Genomic DNA, 26,535 nt, shown 5'->3' with positions numbered 1-26,535 from the left:
AAACTACTATTTATTTAGTAGTGACATTTACCACATTCTAATCCACCCATTTGAGCTGCTGTTAATTGCTCAACACCATATTTCTTAGATAATTGCTCATGGATTTTAGTATAATAAGCGTTGTCTTTCACTTTTACATTAGTCTCACGGTGACAGTTAATACACCAACCCATTGTTAATGGAGCAAATTGAGATACAATTTCCATTTCTTCAACTGGACCATGACATGTTTGACACTCTACACCTGCAACAGTTACGTGCTGTGAGTGATTAAAATATGCAAAATCTGGTAAGTTGTGAATTCTTGTCCATTTTACTGGTTTTGTTTCACCTGTATATTTTTGATTTGCATCATCCCAACCTGTAGCAGCATATAATTTCTTGATTTCTCCATCGTAAAACGCCTTAGAATATTCTGCTGTTGCAGTACTTTCTGCTACTTCATAAATTGATTTATGACAGTTCATACAAACATTTAACGAAGGAATACCTGAAGTTTTACTAACTCTAGCAGACGAGTGACAGTATTTACAATCTACACCATTATCTCCAGCATGTATTCTATGCGAGAAATGAATTTCCTGTACTGGCTCGTACCCTTGATTAACACCAACTTGCATAAAATAGCCGTAAGCAAAATAACCAGCAGCTAACAATAAAAATATTGTTGTCACCAATACTAAGAATTGGTTTTGAACAAATGCTTTCCAAATAGGAAGACCTTTTTGCTTATCTGCCAAAGCCACTCCTTTATCATCTGCAAAACGACGTAGTGTTTTATTAACCAACACTAACGCTCCTGCTAATAACGCAAACAATAATGCTAACGCACCTAAGATTAGATTGTTTGAAGACCCATCTCCTTCTCCAGATGCACCTCCTGTTGGAGGCAATACAACATCCTGCTTTTTAGTTATTGCAGCAGTATATGCTAAAATATTATCAATATCTGCATTAGATAATTGAGGAAAAGCTGTCATTGCCGTACCATTGTACTCTTTAAAAATCTTGTTTGCATACGCATCACCAGATTTAACCATGCCTGCACTATTCTTAATCCATGCATACAACCATTCTCTATCTAAACCTTCATCTTCTGCTAATCGCGCCTCAACATTCCTTAATGCTGGACCAGTCATTTTCTTATCTAATTTGTGACAAGACGCACAATTTGTATTAAATAATGCTTTACCTGCAACTGGATCGCCATCTTGAGCTGAAAGGGAAGTAGAAAACGCTAATAAAAAAATTAAGCTTAAATGAAGAATAGTAACGCCTAATTTGCGGTGAATCACCTGTTTCATATTGTTGATTAAATTTACTTCTAAACTTTGGTATGATTTTTTCATCTATACTTTAAAAATACAGTTTTAAAAACTTAGGCAAAAGTAATACTTAAAGTCCATTTTAGAAATCTTAAAGAAGTCTTAATTTCTAATTTAGAGGAATTCTAAATAAGAAATTTGATTCATTTTCGTTTATTACTTTTACATTTGTATCAAATAAATTTAAAATATGAAATTAACATCTTTTAAAAACATCTGTTTATCAGCAGCATTAACTATAGGCATTACAACATTATCTAATGCCCAAGAAGGTAACGTTGTCGTATACCAAGATGACGACATACCGACGCTATTAGAATTGAAAAAACAAATTAACGCTGAAGGAATAGACAGTAATAACTATAAGATTAGTATTTATTCTGGCAGTAATACTGGTGCAGAAAATGCTAAAAACAAATATGATTTAACCTATAATTCTTGGTCTTCAAAAAAAGTTTATGAAACACCTAATTACAAAATATATGTTGGTAATTTTAGAACACGCCTACAAGCCGATCGTGCTTTAATGGAAGTAAAGAAAAAATTCCCTCATGCTTTTATTTTTGAACCAAATCAGACCAAGAAAAAATAAAGTTAACGACTAAGATCACAAATAAAAAAGCGACCAATTGGTCGCTTTTTTATTTGTGATCTTAGTCTATATAATAGAAATTTATTTCAACTTCTTTTTCACTTCAACTTGGTGGAACGCTTCAATGACATCTCCTTCTTTGATATCATTGTAGTTTTTAATTTGCATACCACAATCGTATCCTTTACCAACTTCTTTAACATCATCTTTAAATCGTTTTAATGATGCTAATTCACCTGTATACACTACAACACCATCTCTTATTAAACGAATTTGAGAGTTTCTAAAGATTTTTCCATTCATCACCATACAACCAGCAATAGTACCTACCTTAGACACTTTAAACATTTCTCTAATCTCTGCAGTACCAGTAATCTCTTCTTTAAGCTCTGGAGACAACATGCCTTCCATTGCATCTTTAAGATCATTAATAGCATCGTAGATAATAGAGTATGTTCTGATATCGATTTCTTCTGTATCTGCTACTTGTCTTGCATTTCCAACTGGACGTACATTAAATCCTATAATAATAGCATCTGAAGCTGTTGCTAACAATACATCACTTTCTGTAATAGCCCCAACACCTTTATGGATAATATTAACATGAATTTCTTCAGTAGATAGTTTTTGGAAAGAATCTGTTAATGCTTCTACAGAACCATCCACATCACCTTTAAGAATAATATTAAGCTCTTGGAAATCACCTAATGCAATACGACGTCCAATCTCATCAAGAGTAATATGACGTTGTGTTCTTACAGATTGCTCACGTTGTAATTGCGCTCGTTTAGTTGCAATTTGCTTCGCTTCACGCTCGTCTGCAAAGACATTAAATTTATCCCCTGCTTGCGGTGCACCATCTAATCCTAAAATTGATACTGGTGTAGATGGACCAGCTTCCTTAATATCATTTCCACGCTCATCGTGCATGGCTTTTATTTTTCCACTATTCTTACCTGCTAAAACATAATCACCTATACGCAATGTTCCTGCTTGAACTAATATAGTAGAAACATATCCACGTCCTTTATCTAAGAATGCTTCTACTACAGTTCCACTTGCTGCTTTATTTGGATTTGCTTTAAGCTCTAATAACTCCGCTTCAAGTAATACTTTTTCTAATAATTCTTTAACGCCAGTACCTATTTTAGCTGAAATATCGTGAGATTGAATTTTCCCACCCCAATCTTCAACCAATAAGTTCATGTTTGCTAAACCTTCTTTAATTTTTTCTGGATTAGCATCTGGCTTATCAATCTTGTTAATAGCAAAAACTATTGGTACACCAGCAGCTTGCGCATGTGAAATTGCCTCTTTAGTTTGTGGCATGATATCATCATCTGCTGCTGCAACAATGATAGCTATATCTGTTACTTGAGCACCACGTGCACGCATGGCCGTGAAGGCTTCGTGACCAGGTGTATCTAAAAACGCTATTTTTTGCCCACCATCTAATTGCACGCCGTAGGCTCCAATATGCTGGGTAATACCTCCTGATTCTCCTGCAATTACATTTTCTTTACGGATATAATCTAGAAGCGATGTTTTACCATGATCTACGTGTCCCATTACTGTTACTATTGGCGCACGCTCTACTAAATCTTCTGGTTTATCTTCAACTTCTACAATTGATTCTTCTATATCTGCAGTTACAAATTCTACTTTATAACCAAACTCTTCTGCTACAATAGATAATGTTTCAGCATCTAAACGCTGATTCATTGTTACCATCATACCAAGAGACATACATGCCGAAATAATTTGAGTTACACCAACATCCATCATGGTAGCAACTTCACTTGCTGTAACAAACTCTGTTACTTTAAGAATTTTACTTTCAGCAGCTTCAATTTGTTGATCAATTTCAGTTTGTTCTCTGTGTTGATCTCTTTTATCTCTTCTATATTTAGCGCCTTTTCCTTTGTTAGATTTTCCTTGTAATTTTTCAAGTGTTTCTCTTACTTGTTTCTTTACATCTTCTTCACTAGGCTCTTCTTTTACAATATTACGACGTCCTTGACCTGGCTTATTATTACCTTTAAACCTATTGTTTCCACCTCTATTATTCCCGCCTCTGTTATTTCCACCTGAACCTGGCTTATTATCTCCTGGCTTGGATATACGACGACGTTTTTTCTTATTAGCATCTCCGCCTTTAGGCTCTTCTTTTTTCTTTTTAGGTTTGTTAAATTGAGATAAATCAATTTTATCACCTGCAATTTTAGGTCCTGAAAGTTTTTGATATTTAGTTTCTACAGTTTCTGGAACTGGATCAACCTCTTTAGCTGGCTCTGCTTTAACTGCTTCCTCTTTAACCTTTTCTTTAGTCGCTTTTGGAGGCTCTACTTTTACCTCAGGCTTTTTTGGGGCTTCTTTAACAATCTTAAGTTTTGGAATATCCTTAACTTTAGCTTTTATTATAGAAGGCTCTTTCTTTTCTTCTTTTTCTTTAGAAGCTATTTTAGCTTTAGGCTCTGTTTTGACTTCTGCTTTAGGCTCTTCTTGCTTAGCTACTTTCTTATCACCTTCTAAGTCAATTTTCCCTACTTGCTTAGGCCCAGATAATGTTTTAGTAGCTTTAACTACTTCCACTTTTGCTTTAGCCTCAGCTTCTTTAGCTTCTTCTACTTTTTGCTTAGCTTCTAATTCTCTTTCACGTTTTATACGTAAATCTTCCTTCTCTTTAAGCTTAGCTTCACTTACAGCTTGTGACTTAACTTTCTTACTAGCATCTGTCTCAAATTCATCTGAAAGAATCTTATAAGTTTCCTCAGATATTTTCGTAGTCGGACGCTTCTCTATTTCGACACCTTTAGAATCTAAAAATTCTACAGCACGATCTAGAGAGATGTTAAGCTCACGTAGTACTTTATTTAATCTAATCGTTTCAGCCATAAATGTTGCCTTACTCTTTTAATTTACTTCTTCAAATATATGTTAATCTTCGAACTCTTCCTTAAGAATTCTTATAACATCTAAAATTGTTTCTTCTTCTAGGTCTGTTCTTTTCACTAAATCTTCAACATCTTGTTCAAGAATACTCTTAGCTGTATCTAATCCAGCTTTACTAAATTCAGAAATAATCCACTCTTCTATTTCATCAGAGAATTCTCTTAACTCTACATCTTCTTCTGCTCCTTCTCTAAACACATCAATCTCATAACCTGTTAATTGGCCTGCCAAACGAATGTTGTGACCACCACGACCAATCGCCTTACTCACTTCCTCAGGTTTTAATATTGCTTCAGCTCTTTTATTTTCTTCATCAATTTTAATTGATGTTACACGAGCTGGACTTAAAGCCCTTGTTATATATAATTGTAAGTTATTAGTATAATTAATAACATCAATATTTTCGTTTCCTAATTCACGTACAATACCATGAATTCTTGATCCTTTCATACCTACACATGCTCCAACCGGATCAATTCTATCGTCATATGAATCTACCGCTACTTTTGCTTTCTCTCCTGGAATTCTTACAACATTTTTAATAGTAATTAAACCATCAAAAACCTCTGGGATTTCAGATTCAAATAATTTTTCTAAAAATTTAGGGGAAGTACGCGACATAATAATTGCCGGTTTATTCCCTTTTAATTCAACACTATCAATTATCCCTCTTACATTATCTCCTTTTCTAAAAAAGTCTGAAGGTATTTGTTTATCTTTTGGTAAGATGATTTCGTTACCTTCATCATCTAATAAAATTACTGCTCTGTGACGAATATGATGCACTTCGGCAGTATACAAATCGCCTTCCAATTCTTTAAATTGTTTAAAGATATTAGTATTATCATGCTCATGAATTTTAGAAATTAAGTTTTGGCGTAATGCTAAAATAGCTCTACGTCCTAAATCTATTAACTTCACTTCTTGAGACACATCTTCACCAACTTCAAAATCTGGTTCTATTTTACGAGCAGCAGTTAAAGAAATTTCTTGATTTGGCTCTTCTACTTCACCATCTGCAACTACAACTCTATTTCTCCAAATCTCTAAATCACCTTTATCTGGATTTATAATTATATCGAAATTATCATCATCTCCAAATTTCTTTTTCAATGCGCTTCTAAAGACATCTTCTAGTATCGCCATTAACGTTACACGATCGATTAATTTATCGTCTTTAAATTCTGAAAAAGAATCAATTAAGGCTAAATTTTCCATAACTCTATTGAATTAAAATTTTATCATCACTTTTGCTTCTACAATATTGTCGTAAGCTATAGTTGCTTGTTTTTGAACAGTAACCTTTCCTTTTCCAATAGGCTTTGGTTCTCTTGCCTTCCATTCAAGATTTATACTTTCTTCGTTAGCTTGAACTAAATTTGCTTCGATAGTTTCATTCTCAGTCTTTACTTCTAAAGTTCTACCAACGTTCTTTTTAAATTGCCTTGGCAATTTTAAAAGTGCAGCTGCTCCAGCTGATGCTACTTCTAAAGAAAAGTCTTCTTCTTCTCTATCTAAATTATGTTCAATAGCCCTACTAATAAACATACAATCTTCAACCGTAACTCCTTTATCTCCATCAATTATAATACTAATAGCATTATTACCTCCAATAGTAAGATCGATTAAAAACAAATCGTCTCTTTCTCCTAAAGCTTCATTAAGCAAGTTTTTAACTGTAGTATTAAACATTTTTAAGTATAAAAAGAGGGGACTTTTCGTCCCCTCACATTTCTAGTTTTCTTACAACGGTGCAAATATACACATTTTTATTGATTTTCATAATTATTAAAAGTCCCTTTTTTTAGTTAAATTTATAGTACTCATAAAACCTTTAAGCAATGAAAAAAATTCTCGTCCCTACCGACTTTTCTAATGAAGCAGAAAATGCTATAAAAGTAGCTGCTCAATTAGCAGAAAAACACAATTGTGAACTCATTTTACTTCATATGCTTGATCTACCTTTAGTGCAATTAAATGCGGGTAGTGCTCCAGCAGATTTGCCAGAGGCTGTTTATTTCATGAAATTAGCTCACAAACAATTTGAAGAGGTATTAAAAAAACCATATTTAGATAATGTTACTGTTACAGAAATGGTTGATTTTCATGATATCAACACAGGAATAATAGAAGTAAGTAAAGAACACCAAATAGATTTAATTATTATGGGTTCTCACGGTGCTAGCGGATTAAAAGAAATGTTCATTGGATCTAACGCGGAAAAACTGGTTCGCACATCTGATATTCCTGTTTTAGTAATTAAAAATGAGCATCATAATTTTAATATTGAAGAATTTGTATTTGCATCAGATTTTGAAAATGACAATCGAGAAACTTTTAAACAAGCTGTAAAGTTAGCAGAAATGTTTAGCGCAAAAATTCACTTGCTAATGGTTAATACTATCGCAAATTTTACAACTACTGCTTCCGCTAAAGTGAAAATTCAAGAATTTATAGCTGGAACAGCATTTAATAATTACTCAACAAATATTTATAACGATGAAACTGTTGAGAAAGGCATCCTTAATTTTTCTCATATTATTGATGCTGATTTAATTGGTATTAGCACTCATGGAAGACAAGGCATTGCTCACTTTTTTAATGGTAGTTTAAGTGAAGATATTGTAAATCATGCCAAGCGCCCGGTAATTACTTTTAAAATTTAAAGCACTTAAAATAAAAAAAGCTTCAGTTAAAACTGAAGCTTTTATCTTTTATAGTACGGGCGGAGAGACTCGAACTCTCACACCTCGCGGCACTAGATCCTAAGTCTAGCGTGTCTACCAATTCCACCACGCCCGCAAAAGAGTTGGCAAATATACAAATTGTTTCAATATTCAAACAATTCTTTTTAATAAAAAGTTTATCTCTTTTTGTACTTTTACTCAAATTCAAGAAAATACATGCAAAATATTCAATCTTACATTCAAGAACACAAAGATAGATTCTTAAGTGAACTCATCGAATTACTAAAAATTCCTTCAATTAGTGCAGATTCTGCTTTTAAAAATGATGTTATAAAAACCGCTAACGCTGTTATGGAAAGCTTAGATAAAGCTGGTTGTGATACAGTAGAGTTATGTGAAACAGATGGCTACCCCATAATTTATGCTGAAAAAATAATAGATAAAAACTTACCTACTGTTTTAGTATATGGGCATTATGACGTACAACCACCAGATCCTATTGATTTATGGGATTCTCCACCATTTGAGCCAGTAATTAAAACTACCGAATTACATCCTGAAGGTGCAATTTTTGCCCGCGGTTCTTGCGACGATAAAGGCCAAATGTATATGCATGTAAAAGCATTAGAGTTTATGACTAACCAAAACCAATTACCTTGTAATGTTAAATTCATGATTGAAGGTGAAGAAGAAGTTGGCAGTGTAAGCTTATCTAAATTTGTTAAAGAAAACCAAGAAAAACTTAGCAACGATGTTATTTTAATTAGCGATACTGGAATGATAGCTAAAGACGTCCCTTCGATTACGACAGGATTACGTGGTTTAAGTTATGTTGAAGTTGAAGTTACTGGCCCTAATCGCGATTTACATTCTGGATTATATGGTGGTGCAGTTGCAAACCCTATTAATGTATTAACTAAAATGATTGCTTCTTTACATGATGAAAACAATCATATTACAATACCTGGTTTTTATGATAATGTTGAAGAATTATCTACAGAAGAACGAGCACAAATGGCTAAAGCTCCATTTTCTTTAGATAGTTATAAAAAAGCTTTAGATATAGATGCGGTATATGGAGAAACTGGCTATTCAACAAACGAACGTAACTCCATAAGACCTACATTAGATGTTAATGGTATTTGGGGCGGCTATATTGGCGAAGGTGCCAAAACAGTAATTGCAAGTAAAGCTTTCGCAAAAATCTCAATGCGTTTGGTGCCTAATCAAGATTGGAAAAACATTACCGAACTCTTTAAAAAACATTTTGAAAGTATAGCTCCTAAAGGAGTTACTGTAAAAGTAAAACCACATCACGGCGGACAAGGCTATGTTACACCAATAGACAGTATTGGGTACAAAGCCGCTAGTAAAGCTTACGAAGATACTTTTGGAAAAACACCTATACCACAACGTAGTGGCGGTAGTATTCCAATCGTTTCATTGTTTGAAAAGGAATTAAAAAGCAAAACTATATTAATGGGCTTTGGTTTAGATAGTGATGCCATACATTCTCCAAACGAACATTTTGGCATTTGGAATTATTTAAAAGGTATAGAAACCATTCCTGGTTTTTATAAACACTTTACAGAACTATACAAATAATACTTAAGCTTTTCCTGCTTTTATATAGAAAGTAAAAGCAGGAAAACTTAAACAAAAATCGTCTTCAGAAAAACTCTAAAATGATTCAATCGCTTTTACTTATCTAATAATCATGAAAAGCAGTCATTTACAACATGTTTTTTTACTCACTTTAGCCACGTTATTTATAAGTACATCTGGTGCTTTAGGGAAATACATTAATATGCCTAGCGAAGTTATTGTATGGTGGCGCAGTGCATTAGCATGTCTCTTTTTATTTATTTATTGCAGGCTAAAAAAAATAGATTTAGTTTTTAAGTATAAGAAAGATGGCGTAACATTTATATTAAGTGCCATATTTATGGCTGCACATTGGATTACTTATTTCTACTCATTAAAACTATCTAATGTCGCTTTAGGAATGCTATCGTTATATACTTTCCCAATTATGATTGCAATACTAGAACCCTTTTTTGTAAAGTCTAAATTAGATTATATTCATATTCTTTTAGGTTTGATGGTTATGGTTGGTATATATATACTATCACCAGAATTTAATATCGAAAACAGTAATGTAAAAGGAATTCTCTTTGGGTTATTATCTGCTTTATGCTATGCTTTACGCACTTTAATATTAAAGCAACACATTAGTAATTACAATGGCACAATGCTAATGTTACATCAGCTACTTATTATAACTATTTTATTATCGCCCATATTATACTTAATGGATACGTCTGGGATTAAAACACAATATCCATACGTACTATTATTAGCATTATTAACTACAGCTATTGGCCATACACTTTTTATAAAAAGTTTAAGTTATTTTAGGGTAAGCACAGCTAGTATTATTAGTAGTATACAACCCATTTTCGGAATTATTATTGCATTCATTTTTTTAAACGAAATACCTACAATAAACACTTTTTTTGGCGGCTTATTAATTTTAGCTACTGTTATTATTGAGAGCATACGCTCTCAAAAAGATTAAGATTCTTAATTCTTAATAAATTTAAGTGTAGCTATCTTCTTATCTACTATTAGCTCTATAAAATAAACACCTTGAGCAATACTTGAAATATTTATACTTTCGGTTTTATTTTTCATGAGATTACTTAAAACGGTTTTACCGTTAATATTCAATATTTTATATTGAGCAGTCTTATAATTTGGTAAATCTATATTTAAAGTAGAAGTTGCTGGATTTGGATAAATATTAACATTTTCTAATATTTCAAAGTCTTCAACGCCTAATAAATCAAGTTCAATACAATCACTTGTTTCTGTACAACTTCCAGAAGTTATTTGTACAGCATAATTACCTGTTACTGTTGCTGTAAAAGATTGATTAGTTTCTCCAGCAATTGGCATATTATTATCACAATTAATCCATTGGTAATTAGCTCCAACTTGATTTGCTGTTAAAACATTACTATTTACTGTCACTAAATTACTAAAGTTTACCAAACCACCTTTAGTAACCATATATCCCATTATTATCTTTGTTAATTGGTGGTAATACGGTAAATCTAAAGTACTAAATCGATCTCCTGAAGAATGGTAAAAAGGTGTTTGATCATTATTTTCCCATGATTCTCCAACTAAAACAGCTGGGAAGCCTCTATTCCAAAAACTAGCATGATCGCTAGCCGAAGTTCCAGGATTAACAACATTAACATTTAAGTTAAACCCATAAGCAGGATTATTTAAAATAGCTACAACGTCATTTCCCATTCCAATAGAACCTGTATCTCCTTGCCTAACATCTACATCAAAGTCATTATCATTATCTCCATCATATCCCATCATATCTATATTTAATACACCTAAAATATTATCTCCATTTGCTTGTGCTAAATTTGCATAAAAATTAGAACCAAGTAAGCCTATTTCTTCTTCATCCCATAATGCATACACAATTGTATTATCTAAACACTGTTCTGATAGTATACGTGCAATTTCTATAACAGCTGTTGTTCCACTAGCATTATCATCTGCACAATAATTTGCCACAGAATCGTAATGAGCACAAATCATATATATATTATTTGGTGATGTTTGACCTAGTTGAGTTGCTATAATATTTCTACCATTAGTATTAAATGGTTGATCTACAACTGTAAGGTTATTATATTCTTGAAATCTCTGCACCAAATAATCTGCTGCTAAATCATTATTTGCTTGTTGTCTATTTAAAATAGTTACTGCATTTCCATTAACTATAGTTTGTTCTTCTCCCGAAAACTCCCTAATCGTTAAGGTTAAAGAATCGATGTTTACTTGATTTATTACATCAACTATTGTTTGACCAAATGAGACAATGGTAAACACAAAAAAGCATATTGAAGTATTAATTAAATTTTTCATATTAGCATATTTTCATCAAATATACCATAAATAAGCAAACTTTTACACTCCAAAATATAGGATTTAAAACCTTAAATATTAATCATTTTATTAGAACCACAAACACTTGTTTATATATTCTTATTGTAAACTCAAAAAATAAACACCTCTACATTTGTAGAATACAAATATTAATTCTACATTTGTAGAGAATAAAACTAAATATAGAGAAATGCAATTATCAAAAACTGAAGAAGAATTAATGAATTACCTCTGGAAATTAGAAAAAGCTTTTATGAAAGATTTGCTTGAAGCTTATCCAGAACCAAAACCTGCGAATACAACTGTAGCAACACTTTTAAAGCGTATTACAGACAAAGGTTTTATTTCTTATAATAAACATGGTAATTCTAGGGAATATTTTGCTTTAGTTAAAAAGAAAGATTATTTCTCTAAACATGTTAATTCTCTCATTAAAAACTTTTTTAATGATAGTAGTTCTCAATTTGCTTCCTTTTTTACGAAAGAAACTAATTTAACTAAAGCTGAATTAGAAGATTTACAAGCCATTATTGCTAAAGAAATCAAAAATAAATAGTCATGTTATTAATACTATTAAAATCGAGTGCTTGTTTAGCCATCTTGATGGCTTTCTATAAGTTTTGCTTAGAGAACTTAAGTATTCACAAGTTTAAGCGTTTTTATTTATTAGGAGCTATATTAGTTTCTGCTATAATACCATTTATTACATTTATTGAATATGTAGAACCTCAATTCAATATTCCTTATTTTGAAATTAATCATTCTGTACCATTAGAGTTATTACCTACAGATGAAATAACAACTGAAGAGCCCATTAACTATTTACCATTAATTTTATGGTCTATATATGGGTTGGGTGTAATTTTATTTGGTATAAAATTCTTTATTAATTTAACCAATATTATTTCAAAAATTTATAAAAATGAAAAACAGAAACAAGGCCATTTTATAACTGTATTACTACAAGATTTAATATCACCTCATACTTTTTTTAGTTATATATTTTTAAATAAAACTAAATTTGAAAGTCAAGCAATTCCTAAAGAAGTACTATTACATGAAGCTAGTCATGCTAAACAAAAACATAGTCTAGATGTTTTATTTATTGAATTAATGCAAGTTATTTTTTGGTTTAATCCCTTGCTATACTTTATAAAAAAAGACATTAAATTAAATCACGAATTTTTAGCAGACAAAGCTGTTTTAAATCAAGGTATTGACTCATCATCTTACCAAAGTATCTTATTAGCGTTCTCATCAAATGCTACAGAGCCAGAATTGGCGAATGCCATAAATTATTCATTAATCAAAAAACGATTTACAATTATGAAAACAAAAACCTCGAAAAAAGCCATTTGGCTTAGAAGTTTATTATTACTACCGCTTTTAGGTGGACTACTTTTTAGTTTCAGTAGTAGAGAAGAAGTTGAAAAAGAAGCAACTATTAGTCCAGAAATGATATTTTCTGGAGAAGTCGAAAACAATAACAGTTCTGAATTGGGAGATGTTAAAAAAGAATTACAAAAAACTAATATATTAAGTGAAGGTGTTACAGAACCTATGATGAATGAATACAAATCATTCATGGTAGAATACAAAACTAAAAATAGAATAAATAATACCGTTTATAAAAGAATTGTAGCCATATATGATTTAATGTCTACAAAACAAAAAGCATCAGTTGAAAAATACCCTAAGAGTTTTTTACCAAAACTATCAAAAATAAAAAATAAAAAACCAACTCTAAAGGATTGGAAATCATGGAAAAATGAAAAAGAATATGCGCTTTGGTTAGATGGAAAAAATATTAAAAACAATAAATTAAATAACTATAATATTAATGATATAGTATATTTTTCGGGAAGCTTTGTTCATAACAATGCTAGAAGTAAAAAATTCCCTCAACCCTATCAATTTAGATTGTTCACTAAAAAAGGATTTGAGGAAACTTATTTAAAATCCGACATTAATAAATATAATAAGCTGTTAGAAAATTATGAGTTAGAAATTAAATATTATAAGAATAAAGTAAGAATAGACGATTCAGAATTAAGAATATTAAAATCACAAATAGATAAATTATATACAAGTTTCACAAAAGAAGAAATCTTAAAATACAACATACAAAGAGCAGCAGAATTTTCTATAAATAAAGAAAAAAATGATTTAAAATCGTATAAAAAACAAGACCCAATTTTAATAATTAATGGTATTAAATGTCAAGAATGCGTCTTAAACTTATCTAAAAAAGGAGTAGAGAAACTTATTTTAGAAACATCGAATCAAGAGTCTATAATTGGGTTTAAAATAAAATTTCCTGGAAAAAAATCTGAAAACATTAAAGGGAACATTTTAAATAATAAAGCCATTAAAAATCTAAACGAAGCTAATATTGGTCAGGTAATTCAGTTATTTGATATAAAAACCGATAGCAAGAAAAAACTTAAACCTGTTATAATTACACTTGTAGAGAAAAATCATAAAAATTACTCTCATTCCCCAGTAATTAAAAAAGGTGAGAAATCGCAACTCCCACCGCCACCGCCACCGCCGCCAGCAAAAGCTCCTCAGTATAAAAAAGGCAGAAAACTAACATTAAATGAGATTATTAAAAAAACGCCTAAAAATGTTGAGTCAGGATATGAAATGTTAGAAAATGGAGAGTCTCATTATTATACTATAAATAAAGGCAAAAAAACATATTATAATAAAGATGGCTATATAACTAACAAAAAAGGAGATATTTTACCACCGCCACCACCGCCACCACCTGCTCCAGCTCCAATTAATGGAGCAACAAAAAACAAAACTGGTTTTATAAATATTAATGGTAAACAACATTTTTATTCTAAAATAAAAGGTAAAGTAAAATACTATGATCGCTATGGTTATGAAGTGGATAAAAAAGGGAATAAGTTATCAAATATACAGACAGATGGTAGTAATGTTGTTCCTGGCCAAAAATTAACCAAAGTATACAAAAATGGGAAAGTAGTTAGTGAATTTAAAAAAACTTGGAAAGATAATCACTCAATGGATATTCCAGAACCTCCTATACCACCAAAACCTATATCTATAGTAGAACACATTAAGAATATGACTAATAAGGGTTCTAGTTTCTTTTATAATGGAGAAAAAATAACATCAAAAAGAGCGCTTAATTTAGTTAAAACTGACAAAAAAATAAATATGTCATCACATACAGATAATGGAAAATCTAGAGTGTACTTATCTACAAAACCAATTACTGTTATAAATGGCCGAACCAATATTGAAAAAAATAAAGCAAAAGCAAAAAAATTAGCAATGATAGAGCGCAAAAAAGCTGTGAAAGAAAACAAGGCTAAAATAATTGAAGCTAGAGAGAAAGATATGAAAGAAAGAAAATTAGCAATGGTTGAAAGAAAAAATATGATGCGAGAATCTAGACATAGTAGAAAACCTCTAGCGGAACAGTTTCTTGGAATGGAAGCTAATGGAACAATCTTTTTTTATGAAGGCAAAAAAATATCTGAAGCAGAAGCTATTGCTTTAGTTACTAAAAATTCTAAACTAAATGTATACATACATAATAGTAACGGAAAAGGCACCGTACATCTTTCTAAAAAAGGAATAAAAACTATAAATGGAAGCATAACGAACTAAAATTATTAGTTTATAAAAAAAGCTTCTTTAAAAGAAGCTTTTTTTATGTTAAATAATGTAACAAAAGCTAAGGTTAGACGTTCTAATAGTCTATCAATCAAATCTATCTACATTATGCTAAAACAGTTTTTTATTATCTGCTCTGGAGCAGATACAGATATTCTTTCTAAAAGTTCTATAGGAGAGCAAAATAAATATGCCGGCATTGGAGCTACGGTATTCTTTACTGCCTTAATGGCTTTTTTAGCTTCAAGTTATGCACTTTATACCGTTTTTGATAATCTTTACGCAGCAATTGGATTTGGATTAGTTTGGGGATTACTAATTTTCAATTTAGATCGTTTTATAGTTTCTACAATAAAAAAAAGAAACCATATTATAGATGAAATTATACAAGCATCACCTCGTTTACTGTTAGCTGTAATTATAGCTGTAGTAATCTCAAAACCTTTAGAGCTTAAGATTTTTGAAAAAGAGATTAACCAAGTATTATTAGAACAAAAAAATGAATTAACACTTGCAAATCAAGATCAAATTGCCCTACAATTCACACCAAAGACTGAAGCTTTGGAAAATAATATAATTACACTTCAAAAAGAAATTACAAGTAAAGAAACAGAAGTAAATGCTCTATACAACACATACATTAGTGAAGCAGAAGGAACGGCTGGAACAAATTTACTAGGAAAAGGCCCCGTTTATAAAGAAAAGAGAGAGAAACATGATGCTGCTCTAGCAGAATTACAGACCCTTAAAGAAACTAACAAAGCTAAAATAGTTGCAGCCGAAACAGAAATTGCCAAACTAAAAACTGATTATGATAAACAAATAACCTCAACACAGCCTATAATTGATGGTTTTGATGGTTTAATGGCTCGTGTTAATGCTTTAGGCAGTTTACCTTGGCTACCGTCGTTTTTTATTTTTTTATTGTTTTTAGCAATTGAAACCTCTCCAATTTTTGCAAAATTATTATCTCCTAAGGGAGAATACGATTTTAAATTAGAAGATCAAGAAACTGCAATAAAAGGTATTGTAGAGCAAAAAGTAGAAGAACGTAAATTAGCAATAAAAGCAGATTTTGCAATTAATAATAAGGTATATACAGATATTGCTGAAGAAGATGAATTATACGAATACAAACGTAAAAAGGCGAGAGAACTTATGCAACAACAAGCTGATGCTTTCTACAAAGGGCAACAGAAATTACTTTAATCTTTTAATTGTTTTTATAAACCGAAACTATTAAATGATACTATATTATCCATGACTAATACTATTGTAATTAATTATACACTTAATTATAATAACAATTTAGATTTTAGTTATTTTAATCTATTAAAAAATAGTTTTCAAAAAAAACAATGATTACAATCATTGTTAGAAACACGAGACAATTAATTTAAGTTATGAGATTAGCATATAAAAAAATCTTTTTTATAATATTTATAATTATATTAATTTCTAACTGCTCTAAAGGCAAAGAGCCACTAGCTATTTATCCTACATTTAATCAATTATATCATAGTGAAAATATACTTGATTATAGAGTATCTCCTAAAGACTCTATAGACAGAAGTGGATTAATGTTTTCTGATCAAGGTGCATGGTTTGCCTATAGTCTACCAGATTCTAAATCTAATTTCTCAGGTTTTTCAGGCCCTTTTTTAATGACTCAGCAAAATGGCATTTGGTCTAGCCAATCACTTGCTAAACTAAGTTTAAAAGGTAAAAACAATACTAACATTATAGACTGGAATTCAACTTTAAAATCACAACATAGTTATTCTAGTCATTTAGTACAAGTCTATAAAAACAAAAGACTTTACGTAAAACAAGAATTAGTTTATGCTTCTGGGCATACAGCTCTTCAAAAAACAACTATTACAAATATATCTTCTAAAGGCATTACACTTCATCCTTCGGTAAGTGGGGAATTATTTGATATAGATATAACTGTTTCTTCTAAAAATGAAACCATTGTGCTTTCCTCTAAAAAATCTAAAGCAAAAGGATATTTGAAATTTCCAAAAGAATCTGTTACTATAATGACCTCAGACAATTATTATAATGTTCATTTTGACACACAATTTCTAGAGCCTGGAAAGTCTAAGTCATATTTAATATCTCAATCTTTTATATTTCCAGAATACTCCTGGGAAGATGAAAAATCAAATATTACCAATGTAAACTTTGATACTATTTTAAACCACCGAAAAATTGAAAAAAACAAAGAATTAAAGGCACTTATAGACAATCAAAAATATCAATTTAAAGATTCTATATACAAACAAGTACTAGCTAAATCACATCTCACTTTACAAAATAATTGGCGCATACCTGCTGGTGAAATTAAACATGAAGGATTATTTCCTAGTTACCATTACAAATGGTTTAATGGGTTTTGGTCATGGGATTCATGGAAACATGCTGTAGGATTATCTTATTATAATATTGATTTAGCAAAAAAGCAAGTAAAATTAATGTTCGAATTTCAAAACAACGATGGTTTTGTAGCAGACTGCGTTTATAGAGACACTTTAATTGAATCTCATAATTACCGAGACACCAAACCACCACTTTCTGCTTGGGCAGTAGTAAAAATTTATAAAAAAGATAAAGACATAGATTTTGTAAAAGAACTGTATCCAAAATTAAAAAAGTATCACCAATGGTGGTATAACAAACGAGACCACGACAAAGACGGTCTTTGCGAATATGGTTCTACAGATGGTTCGTTAATTGCTGCAAAATGGGAAAGCGGAATGGATAATGCTATACGATTTGATAATTCTAAAATCTTAAAAAACACTAAAGGCGCATATTCTTTAAATCAAGAAAGTATAGATTTAAATGCTTACTTATATGCTGAAAAGTTATTTCTAAGTTATTTAGCACATGAAATAAAACAATTTGATGATAGCAAACAATATACAATAGCTGCCAATACGTTAAAATATAAAATTCAAAAACAATTTTATGATAAAAATGATGGCTGGTTTTATGACACAAATTTATCTGGAAATACTTTTATAAAAGGAGAAGGCAGCGAAGGTTGGATTGCTTTATGGGCAAATGTGGCAACTCAAAAACAGGCTGAGACCATAAAAAACAAAATGATGAATCCTAAAAAATTCTTTACAAAGGTTCCATTTCAAACTATGAGTGCCGACCATTCACGTTTTGCCCCTTTAGAAGGTTATTGGCGAGGCCCAAATTGGTTAGATCAAGCTTATTTTGGCGTAAAAGGATTGCGTAATTATGGTTACAACAAAGAAGCAAACAAGGCAACCACGCAAATAATAAGTGGTGCTGAGGGCATCTTAGGCAAAGGAAAAGCTATAAGAGAAAATTATCATCCTTTAACTGGTAAAGGACTAAATGCTCAGAACTTTAGCTGGAGTGCTGCTCATCTTATTATGCTTTTACAAAACAACTAAAAGTAAACTAGTCGCCATTAAATTCTATACAAATAAAAATATGTTATTGCTTTAACCAACTATCAATAATATCAAATATTTTTTCTTTATTTTCTGTGTTAAAACTCTTAATACGTGTTTTATGATCGCCTTGAGGTTTTACAAATTTATACAACTCTCTTTTTGGCGCATTTGCATTCAATTCGACTGCAGTTGCACTCCAAGAGTCATATTCACCATATATAAAAAGCATTTTTTTAGCTGAATTATCTAAAAACGATTTAATGTCTTGCATTGGTTTTAGATTATATTGTTTTGATACACCTTCAGGAAAAGCCCAATCAAATTTATAAACCTTTGATTCATTATTAAAGTATTTTTTAAAAGATGCTGTTTCATATCCATAAATACCTTGTTCTGTTAACGCTGCCCAAAAATAAGGTTGTAAGCCTTCAACAGCTTTCTCTTCAAAAAAGCCATAACCAGATACATTAATTAAATGGTTATACATATCGTCTATAGATACATTTCCAGACGGAATACTATCAATAGTATTTCCCCATTGCCAAAAAGCAAATGAGTATTCTAAAATAGTATAGTTAATAGCATTGTCTATACCAAATTCCCATGTTAGACCTTTATCAATTGCAATTTTTTTCATCTTTTCTTTAAGCGCTTTTCTATTTTCAAAGCATAACTCTTGAAAAGCTTGGATCTTTGCTCTAGCTTCTTTTGTACCTACGGTTTTTAAAAATTTATACACTCTCGGATCTTCTCGCTGGTAATTTAAAGGGCCAACATAGCATACACTAGCATCTACATTATTTGGAAAATATCTACGATGCGCCATAGTCGTTTGGCATCCTTTTGAAATTCCAGTTGTTATAAACTTCGCTTTTGAAAACAAGGCATTTCTAATAGCATCTATAATTATAGCCTGATCTTTAGCTGCATTCTCAACAGTAAGCGTGTTCCAATCTATTTCTCTAGGGCGAGAATTATTAAAATAACGATGCTCAATAGTTAACTGGTTTGCTTTATAATGATTAGCTAATTCACCAGCCTTTTCAGATCCTATTCCATAGCCACGAAGCTCAACAATTACTGGCTGATTACTATTTTCAAATCCTAAATATACACGTTGTTTAAATGTTCCTTTATTTAAATTGTTATGATCTATTGGCTGTTCGAACCATATTTCATAATTTTCATCAAAATGACTTACTGCATCTTTTTTTTCAATGCTTATTACGTTTTTTATAGCTGCTAATTTTTCAAAATTGGTAATTTCATTTATTGAATTTACAACAGGTTGTACTGTTTTACAGCTTGTTACTATTAAAACAAAAATTAAAAAATAGAAAGGACAAATTAGTTTCATAATAGGTTTGTTTTTGTGAATTAATTTCACTTTTTAAATTGTTTCATTTAATCCAAAAGGATCATCTATGGAATGCATAGGCTTTGTAAACCATTTTGGACCTTCTTCTGTCATATAAATATGATCTTCTAGACGAATTCCAAATTCATTTGGAACACAAATCATAGGTTCATTACTAAAGGTCATTCCAGGTCTTAAAACTGTTTGGTCGTTTCTAACGATATATGGCCATTCGTGAATATCTAAACCTATACCATGCCCTGTTCTGTGTGGTAAACCTGGTAATTTGTAATCTGGACCTAAATTATATGATTCTAATATTTTTCTTGAAGCGATGTCTATGGAAGCACAAGTATTACCTAATTGTGCTGCATTAAACGCTGCTTGTTGCGTTTCTTTTTCTATATTCCAAATGCGACGTTGTAAATCATTTGCTTCTCCATAAACATAAGTTCTTGTAATATCTGAAATATAGTCATGTAAAACACACCCAGTATCTATCAATACGACTTCATTCTCTTCTAAATTTTTAGGAGATTTAACACCATGTGGAAAAGAAGAATCTACACCAAATAATACAATACAGAAATATGACCCAGAAGGCACGCCATATCTTATATGTGCTTGATTAATAAAATCCCTTACTTCTTTTGCACTAATTCCTACTCTTAAAATTCTAGCTGCTGCTTTTTGTACTTCTAAAGTAATATCCATTGCCACTTGCATTATAGCTATTTCGGCATTAGATTTTAGCATTCTACAGCCTGCAGTAATAGGTTTTGCATCAATTAACTTATAATTATCCTGAGAAATAGTAATGCCATTAGTTATAAAAAAAGGAGTTGCTTCATCTATAGAAATAGTGCCTTTAGCTACACCATTCTCTATAAGAATTTGTGTAAATAATTGATACGGACTCTCATGCTCTTTCCAACAACATATCTTTCCTTCAATGCGCATAAAATCTAAAATAGTGCCTTTTTCAAACTCTGGAACTATATATTGTAATGTCCCATTTGGAAATAATAAAGCTCCTACCATTCGCTCGCTCGAGTTCCATCTCATACCTGTAAAATAGTATAAATTAGTCCCAGCGTGCAAATACATCACTTGAACATTTTCTGTCTTCATTATCTTACAAGCATTACTTATTCGCCTTTGAAATTCTTCTTTTTTAATAGGCTTTACTAAATGTGCTTTAGGTTTAATTGCTTTTAGTTCTGCTTCTATTGTTGAGCCTCCAATTCCATATGTACTCATAAATTATATTTTATTTTTTGTTATTCATCAACCTTTCAATATCTTCAATTTCTATAGGCATTGCTTCTGTAAGATTAACATTTCCCGTTGATGTAATTAAATAATCATTTTCTAATCGACAACCAATACCTTCTTCAGGTATATATATTCCTGGCTCACAAGTTAATACCATTCCAGCCTCAAAAGGTCTAGAATATAATCCTATATCATGGACATCTAATCCTAAATAGTGTGCTGTACCATGCATGAAGTATTTTTTATACAATGGCTTCTCAATATCTTGCATTGCAACTTCATTTGCGCTTAACAATCCCAGCTTTATTAATTCGGCTTCGACCAAACTAGCCATCTCTTTTTCATAATCTTCTGGTAAAGTACCAGCTAACAATAATTTACTACCTTCTTTTAAACAATGAAGCACAGAAGTATACACTTCTTTTTGCCGTTTTGAAAACTTACCATTTACAGGAAAACAACGTGTAGTATCACTATTATAATTTGCATAACAAACTCCAAAATCCATTAAGATCATATCTCCTTCCTTACAAATAGCATCATTACTATTATAATGTAGTGCACAAGCATTTTTTCCTGAAGCAACAATAGGCATAAACGCATGATGAGAACCACCAGATCTCACTAGGTTATAAGTTAGCTCTGCTTCTAATTCATACTCTTTAATATTAGGTTTACAAACTTTCAACACGCGTTTAAAAGACTCAACACTTATGTTGGCTGCCCTTTGGATCAATGCTACTTCTACATCTGATTTTATAGGCCGTAATTCTCTAGTAATTTTAGCTACTCTATGATAGTCGTGTAGAGGATATTTTTCTTTACACCATAATATCATTCGATCTTGTTGTGTTTGCTGATCTTTTGTTACACGTTTAATATGTTCATTATGCCCCAAATAAAAACCATCGGCCTCAAAAGCCATTAACTGTAATACTTTCTCAAAATCTTTTAACCATTCTACACGTTTAATTCCAGAGATTTCTGAAGCTTCTGATTTAGTTAGTTTCTCACCATCCCAAATTTTAACATGTTCATTAGTTTCTTTTATAAATAAAATCTCTCTATTATTTTTTTTATAAGCTTCTGGATATAAAACCAAAATAGTTTCTTCTTGATCAATACCAGAGAGATAAAACAAATCGTTATTTTGAGTAAAGCCCATAATATCATCTGCATTATTATGCTTTACATCATTAGATGTTAGAATAGAAATGGTATTACTCTTCATTTTTAAAATAAAACGATTCCTGTTTTCTATAAATAACTCTTTTGTAATTTTCTCGTAACGCATTTTAAAATGTTCTATCTGGGTGAAAAGGATTCAAATTTAAACTTGTTTTTTTATCAGAAATAACTTCAGTAACCAACTTACCTGTGGCTGGTCCTAAACTCCATCCCATCATTGCGTGACCTGTAGCTATTGTTAAGTTTTTACATTTTGACGATTTACCAATATATGGCAATCCATCAGGTGTACATGGACGTAATCCACATTCTGCATTCGTTTTCTCTGCTTCAGTAATATCTACATCTCTATAATATTTTTTAGCTGCATTTGCTATTGCATTTACCCTTACTGGATTTATAGAGTGGTTTATTCCTGCAACTTCCATAGTACCAGCAAAACGAGTAAAACCTTCCATTGGAGTTACTGCAACTTTAGCCTCGCATAAAATAGCAGGAATAGTAATACCTGTTTCTCTATTAACATTAATTCTATAGCCTTTTCCAGCTTGAACGGGAATCTTTAACCCTATTTTTTTAGTAATTAATGGACTCCAACTACCTGCTGCTAAAACAACTTCATCAGCAGTTAATTCCTGTTTGTTAGTAACTACTTTCGAAATTAATCCACTAGCAACATCTATATCTTTAACTTCTTCATTTTCAAAAAAAGTAACTCCTTTAGATTTTAAATGAGCAATCATTTGCGGCATAAAATCTGACGGCGTCATATGTGCATCAGAATCATAATATACTGCTCCTTTAACATTTAAATTAGCATTAGGCTGTATCGCTTTAACGTCTTTTACAGACAAGTTTTTAACTCCTAATCCTTCCTTAATACCTCGCTGACCAATTTTCCATTCCTCTTCACCAACTTTATCAGTTTGATAGCACATTAACAAGCCTTTTCTTTCATAATGAAAATCAAAATCACTAGACTTTTTTATCTCTTCATATAAATCTCTACTATAAAGATTGATATCTTTAATTATAGGTATTGCGCTCTCAACCTTTGCTGCTGTTGATGACTTTTTAAACGCCCATGTCCACTTAATAAAATCTGTATCTAATCTAGGTTTAACATAAAATGGGCTTGCTGAATTAAACATCCATTTAATCCCTTTATTAATCATTCCCGGTGCCGCCAATGACACAAAATGACTTGGTGTAATATATCCAGCATTAACGTATGATGCTCCTCCAGAAAAATTAGATTTATCTATAATTGTAACTTGATGTCCTTCTTTTTGAAGATAATAAGCAGAACTTAATCCTATAATTCCTCCTCCAATTATAATTACACTTTTACTCATATTTAAATAACTTGAAAACCATAAGCATAAGGATCGTCTTCATCATCAATTATAATATTATTATAACCATACACTTTAGCCCAACCTTGAATACTTGGTATAATAGCGGTTTTACCATCTAATGTGGTCTCTTCTTCAATTCTCCCAATAAACTTACTACCAATATAACTTTCATGAATAAATTTCTCGTCTTTTTTTAGTTTCCCTTTCGCATGTAATTGTGCTATTCTAGCAGATGTTCCTGTTCCACAAGGACTTCTGTCTATTGCTTTATCACCATAAAAAACTGCATTTCTGCCTGACGATGCAGGATCTATTGGATTTCCTGTCCATAACATATGTGTTACATCTCTAATAGTATCATTTTCTGGATGAATAAATTTATTTGGGTATTTTTCATTTATTCTATCTCGAACTACCTGCGAATATTGTATAATTTGGCTAGCTGTAAAATCGTGTATTCCAGAGAAATTATTTTGAGGATCTACAATTGCATAATAATTGCCTCCATAGGCAACATCAAATGTAATTTCGCCTAACTCTGGACAATCTATAGTTAAATCTTCTGCTGCTAAATAACTTTTTACATTAGTTAATTTTACCCAATCTACCTTTTTTCCAGTTTGTTGGTATTCTATCTCTACTAATCCTGCTGGTGCTTCCATTCTAATTTTTCCAGGAGTTTTTGGTGTCACTAAACCTTCCTCAATAGCAATGGTAATTGTACCTATTGTTCCATGTCCGCACATGGGCAAACAACCAGATGTTTCAATAAAAAGAATCCCAAAATCATTTTCTGGATTATGCGGTGGATATAAAATACTACCACTCATCATATCATGTCCACGAGGTTCGAACATTAGCCCTTTACGAATCCAATCAAATTCTTTTAAAAAATGCTGACGTTTTTCACTCATATTTGCCCCTTCTAAATTAGGTCCTCCACCTGCAACTACTCTTACTGGATTTCCGCAAGTATGTGCATCTACACAAAAAAATGTTTTTCTACTCATTTTTTATTCTAATAAACACTATTATTTTGTTTTTAGTAGCTTTTAATAAGCTTCTATATAAAAGACTTAAAGGATATGTTTACACCATATCCTTTTACAATCTATTAAGCAACAATTATTCTTTCATTTTTATTTATCTCATTAGTCTCTCTACTTAAGCCCTTCTGGTAATAATTCCACTGGCCAATCTTGGTAACTAAAAGGTCTTATCCATCTTTTAATAGCACCTAAACCTACAGCTGTAAATCTTGAATCTGAAGAAGCTGGATATGGACCTCCATGCGTCATTGATTCACAAACTTCCACTCCTGTTGGCACACCATTGAAGATAATTCTACCTACTTTACTTTGTAAAGCATCTGCTATAGTTGGTAAATTTGTAAAATCTTCTTTTTCTGCTAAAACAGTACCAGTTAATTGTCCTTCTAGGCTATCGATAACTTCAACTAATTCGCCTTGATCTTTTGCTTTAACAACTAAAGAGAATGGGCCAAAAACTTCAGTATGCATTTTAGGGTTTGCTAAAAAATCTGATCCTGAAACTGCTGCTATAGTTGACTCTGCAAAGTTAGGTTCTATATTCCCCTCTACTTTACCTACTATTTCTACTCCTGGTTGTGATGTTACAATTTCTCCATTTGACACAAAACCATCTTTAATGTTTGGATGCAACATACATTGAGGAGCTATTGCTACTGTTTTCTCTGCTAAATCCTTTACAAAATCATCTGTTTTTTCACCAGCTATAGTCAATAACAACCCTGGGTTTGTACAAAACTGTCCTGTTCCCAATGTAATTGAACTTGCATAAGTTACAGCAGTTTCTTCTGCTTTGTTTTTAATAACATTTGGCATAACTACAACTGGATTAATACTACCCATTTCTGCAAATACTGGAATTGGCTCCTCTCTTTCTGCTGCTAAATTATATAAAGCTCTACCTCCAGCAATACTTCCTGTAAATCCTACAGCTTTTACTTTTGGGTGTTTTACTAACGCTGTTCCAACAACTCTACCACTTCCTGTAATGTTTGAAAAAACTCCATTTGGCATTCCTGTTTTTTCTGCTGCTTTTATAATAGCAGACGCAACTAATTCCCCTGTTCCAGAATGCATAGCATGTGACTTCACAATAACAGGACAACCTGATGCTAACGCACTTGCTGTATCTCCTCCTGCAGTAGAAAATGCTAACGGAAAATTACTCGCTGCAAAAACAACAACTGGTCCTAATGGAATTGATGTTTTTCTAATATCTGATTTTGGAAACGGCTGTCTTGTTGGAATAGCCTCATCTATTGTATTACTTCTCCAATTTTCTGTCAAAATTAAATCAGCAAAAGCTCTTAATTGACCAACAGTTCTTCCTCTTTCGCCTTGTGCTCTCCCTTCAGGTAAACCAGATTCTGACATATACATATCTGTTAACTCATTATCTAAAGCTAATATTTCATCTGCTATTGCATTTAAAAAATCTGCCCTTTGTTTTCCTGATATATTTCGATATACTTTAAATGCTTGATCTGCTAATTCTACAGCATCATTTACTTCTTCTGAAGTAGCCTGAAAAAATGCTGTTGGGTTTTCTTTGTTTAATTTTGGATTTACAGTTTTATGAGTAGTTGCCCCTTTTGCCGATAATTGATTTCCTATATAATTTTTTCCTGTAATCATTTATAATTTAGTTTTTTATGCTCTATGACATTTATTAGTTTGTATCTTATTATT

19 protein-coding genes and 1 tRNA gene are annotated in these 26,535 nt (G+C 31.5%); 8 read left to right on the top strand and 12 right to left on the bottom strand.

The window, feature by feature from the left end; genetic code table 11:
* Positions 1–14 precede the first annotated feature (14 nt).
* The gene (locus tag Q0997_RS17630; protein WP_299891298.1) at positions 15–1,304 is read right to left on the bottom strand and encodes a c-type cytochrome; all 1,290 of its coding nucleotides are present in this window, start codon (positions 1,302–1,304) and stop codon (positions 15–17) included.
* Positions 1,305–1,515: 211 nt separating this feature from the next.
* On the opposite strand from Q0997_RS17630, the gene Q0997_RS17625 reads away from it, so the two are divergent.
* The gene (locus tag Q0997_RS17625; protein ID WP_299891275.1) at positions 1,516–1,917 is read left to right on the top strand and encodes an SPOR domain-containing protein; all 402 of its coding nucleotides are present in this window, start codon (positions 1,516–1,518) and stop codon (positions 1,915–1,917) included.
* Positions 1,918–1,998: 81 nt separating this feature from the next.
* Here Q0997_RS17625 and infB read toward each other — a convergent pair whose 3' ends face one another.
* From infB to rimP, 3 genes are read right to left on the bottom strand one after another with little or no spacing between them, the layout of a single operon-like run.
* A complete protein-coding gene (gene infB / locus Q0997_RS17620) occupies positions 1,999–4,812 on the bottom strand; it encodes a translation initiation factor IF-2 (protein WP_299891272.1) in 2,814 nt (937 codons plus the stop codon).
* Positions 4,813–4,854: 42 nt separating this feature from the next.
* A complete protein-coding gene (nusA, locus tag Q0997_RS17615; RefSeq protein WP_299891269.1) occupies positions 4,855–6,087 on the bottom strand; it encodes a transcription termination factor NusA in 1,233 nt (410 codons plus the stop codon).
* A gap of 12 nt (positions 6,088–6,099) precedes the next feature.
* The gene (gene rimP / locus Q0997_RS17610) at positions 6,100–6,561 is read right to left on the bottom strand and encodes a ribosome assembly cofactor RimP (protein ID WP_299891266.1); all 462 of its coding nucleotides are present in this window, start codon (positions 6,559–6,561) and stop codon (positions 6,100–6,102) included.
* 149 nt (positions 6,562–6,710) lie between these two features.
* Between rimP and Q0997_RS17605 the strand changes: the two genes are divergently transcribed.
* Complete coding sequence (locus Q0997_RS17605; protein WP_299891263.1) at positions 6,711–7,535, top strand: universal stress protein; 825 nt, start codon at positions 6,711–6,713, stop codon at positions 7,533–7,535.
* 54 nt (positions 7,536–7,589) lie between these two features.
* Here Q0997_RS17605 and Q0997_RS17600 read toward each other — a convergent pair.
* A tRNA-Leu gene (locus Q0997_RS17600) sits at positions 7,590–7,671 on the bottom strand.
* Between the two features lie 101 nt (positions 7,672–7,772).
* On the opposite strand from Q0997_RS17600, the gene Q0997_RS17595 reads away from it, so the two are divergent.
* Both Q0997_RS17595 and Q0997_RS17590 read left to right on the top strand, forming a co-directional pair.
* Positions 7,773–9,161, top strand: coding sequence for a dipeptidase (locus Q0997_RS17595; protein ID WP_299891260.1), 1,389 nt, complete (start codon positions 7,773–7,775; stop codon positions 9,159–9,161).
* Between the two features lie 112 nt (positions 9,162–9,273).
* Entirely contained in the window at positions 9,274–10,134 is an 861-nt protein-coding gene (locus tag Q0997_RS17590) for a DMT family transporter (RefSeq protein ID WP_299891257.1), read from the top strand.
* A 5-nt stretch (positions 10,135–10,139) separates the two neighbouring features.
* On the opposite strand, the gene Q0997_RS17585 is transcribed toward Q0997_RS17590, so the two are convergent.
* Positions 10,140–11,510 (bottom strand): M28 family peptidase, encoded by a 1,371-nt coding sequence (locus tag Q0997_RS17585; protein WP_299891254.1) that lies wholly within the window; start codon positions 11,508–11,510, stop codon positions 10,140–10,142.
* Between the two features lie 211 nt (positions 11,511–11,721).
* On the opposite strand from Q0997_RS17585, the gene Q0997_RS17580 reads away from it, so the two are divergent.
* The 4 genes from Q0997_RS17580 to Q0997_RS17565 all read left to right on the top strand — a co-directional run bounded on the left by Q0997_RS17580 (position 11,722) and on the right by Q0997_RS17565 (position 18,616).
* Positions 11,722–12,087 (top strand): BlaI/MecI/CopY family transcriptional regulator, encoded by a 366-nt coding sequence (locus Q0997_RS17580; protein ID WP_299891252.1) that lies wholly within the window; start codon positions 11,722–11,724, stop codon positions 12,085–12,087.
* A gap of 2 nt (positions 12,088–12,089) precedes the next feature.
* Entirely contained in the window at positions 12,090–15,176 is a 3,087-nt protein-coding gene (locus Q0997_RS17575; protein ID WP_299891249.1) for a M56 family metallopeptidase, read from the top strand.
* A gap of 114 nt (positions 15,177–15,290) precedes the next feature.
* The gene (locus Q0997_RS17570) at positions 15,291–16,391 is read left to right on the top strand and encodes a DUF4407 domain-containing protein (protein WP_299891246.1); all 1,101 of its coding nucleotides are present in this window, start codon (positions 15,291–15,293) and stop codon (positions 16,389–16,391) included.
* A 194-nt stretch (positions 16,392–16,585) separates the two neighbouring features.
* A complete protein-coding gene (locus Q0997_RS17565; RefSeq protein ID WP_299891243.1) occupies positions 16,586–18,616 on the top strand; it encodes a trehalase family glycosidase in 2,031 nt (676 codons plus the stop codon).
* Positions 18,617–18,659: 43 nt separating this feature from the next.
* On the opposite strand, the gene Q0997_RS17560 is transcribed toward Q0997_RS17565, so the two are convergent.
* The 6 genes from Q0997_RS17560 to Q0997_RS17535 form a co-directional block, all read right to left on the bottom strand.
* On the bottom strand, positions 18,660–19,976 hold the full coding sequence (locus Q0997_RS17560) for a S28 family serine protease (RefSeq protein WP_299891240.1): 1,317 nt from the start codon (positions 19,974–19,976) through the stop codon (positions 18,660–18,662).
* 33 nt (positions 19,977–20,009) lie between these two features.
* Positions 20,010–21,236 carry a Xaa-Pro peptidase family protein gene (locus Q0997_RS17555; protein WP_299891237.1) on the bottom strand — a complete coding sequence of 409 codons (1,227 nt, stop codon included), beginning with the start codon at positions 21,234–21,236 and terminating at the stop codon, positions 20,010–20,012.
* 10 nt (positions 21,237–21,246) lie between these two features.
* A complete protein-coding gene (locus Q0997_RS17550; RefSeq protein ID WP_299891234.1) occupies positions 21,247–22,545 on the bottom strand; it encodes an aminopeptidase P N-terminal domain-containing protein in 1,299 nt (432 codons plus the stop codon).
* Position 22,546: 1 nt separating this feature from the next.
* Positions 22,547–23,794, bottom strand: coding sequence for an FAD-binding oxidoreductase (locus Q0997_RS17545; protein ID WP_299891231.1), 1,248 nt, complete (start codon positions 23,792–23,794; stop codon positions 22,547–22,549).
* 2 nt (positions 23,795–23,796) lie between these two features.
* On the bottom strand, positions 23,797–24,807 hold the full coding sequence (locus tag Q0997_RS17540) for a 4-hydroxyproline epimerase (RefSeq protein WP_299891228.1): 1,011 nt from the start codon (positions 24,805–24,807) through the stop codon (positions 23,797–23,799).
* Between the two features lie 150 nt (positions 24,808–24,957).
* A complete protein-coding gene (locus Q0997_RS17535) occupies positions 24,958–26,481 on the bottom strand; it encodes an aldehyde dehydrogenase (NADP(+)) (protein WP_299891225.1) in 1,524 nt (507 codons plus the stop codon).
* Positions 26,482–26,535: the final 54 nt, after the last annotated feature.

Source organism: uncultured Lacinutrix sp. (genome assembly GCF_947500325.1).
In the GTDB taxonomy this organism is placed as follows: domain Bacteria; phylum Bacteroidota; class Bacteroidia; order Flavobacteriales; family Flavobacteriaceae; genus Lacinutrix.
The sequence above is the reverse complement of the archived record's forward strand: the minus strand, read 5'-3'. Positions and strand labels throughout refer to the sequence as shown.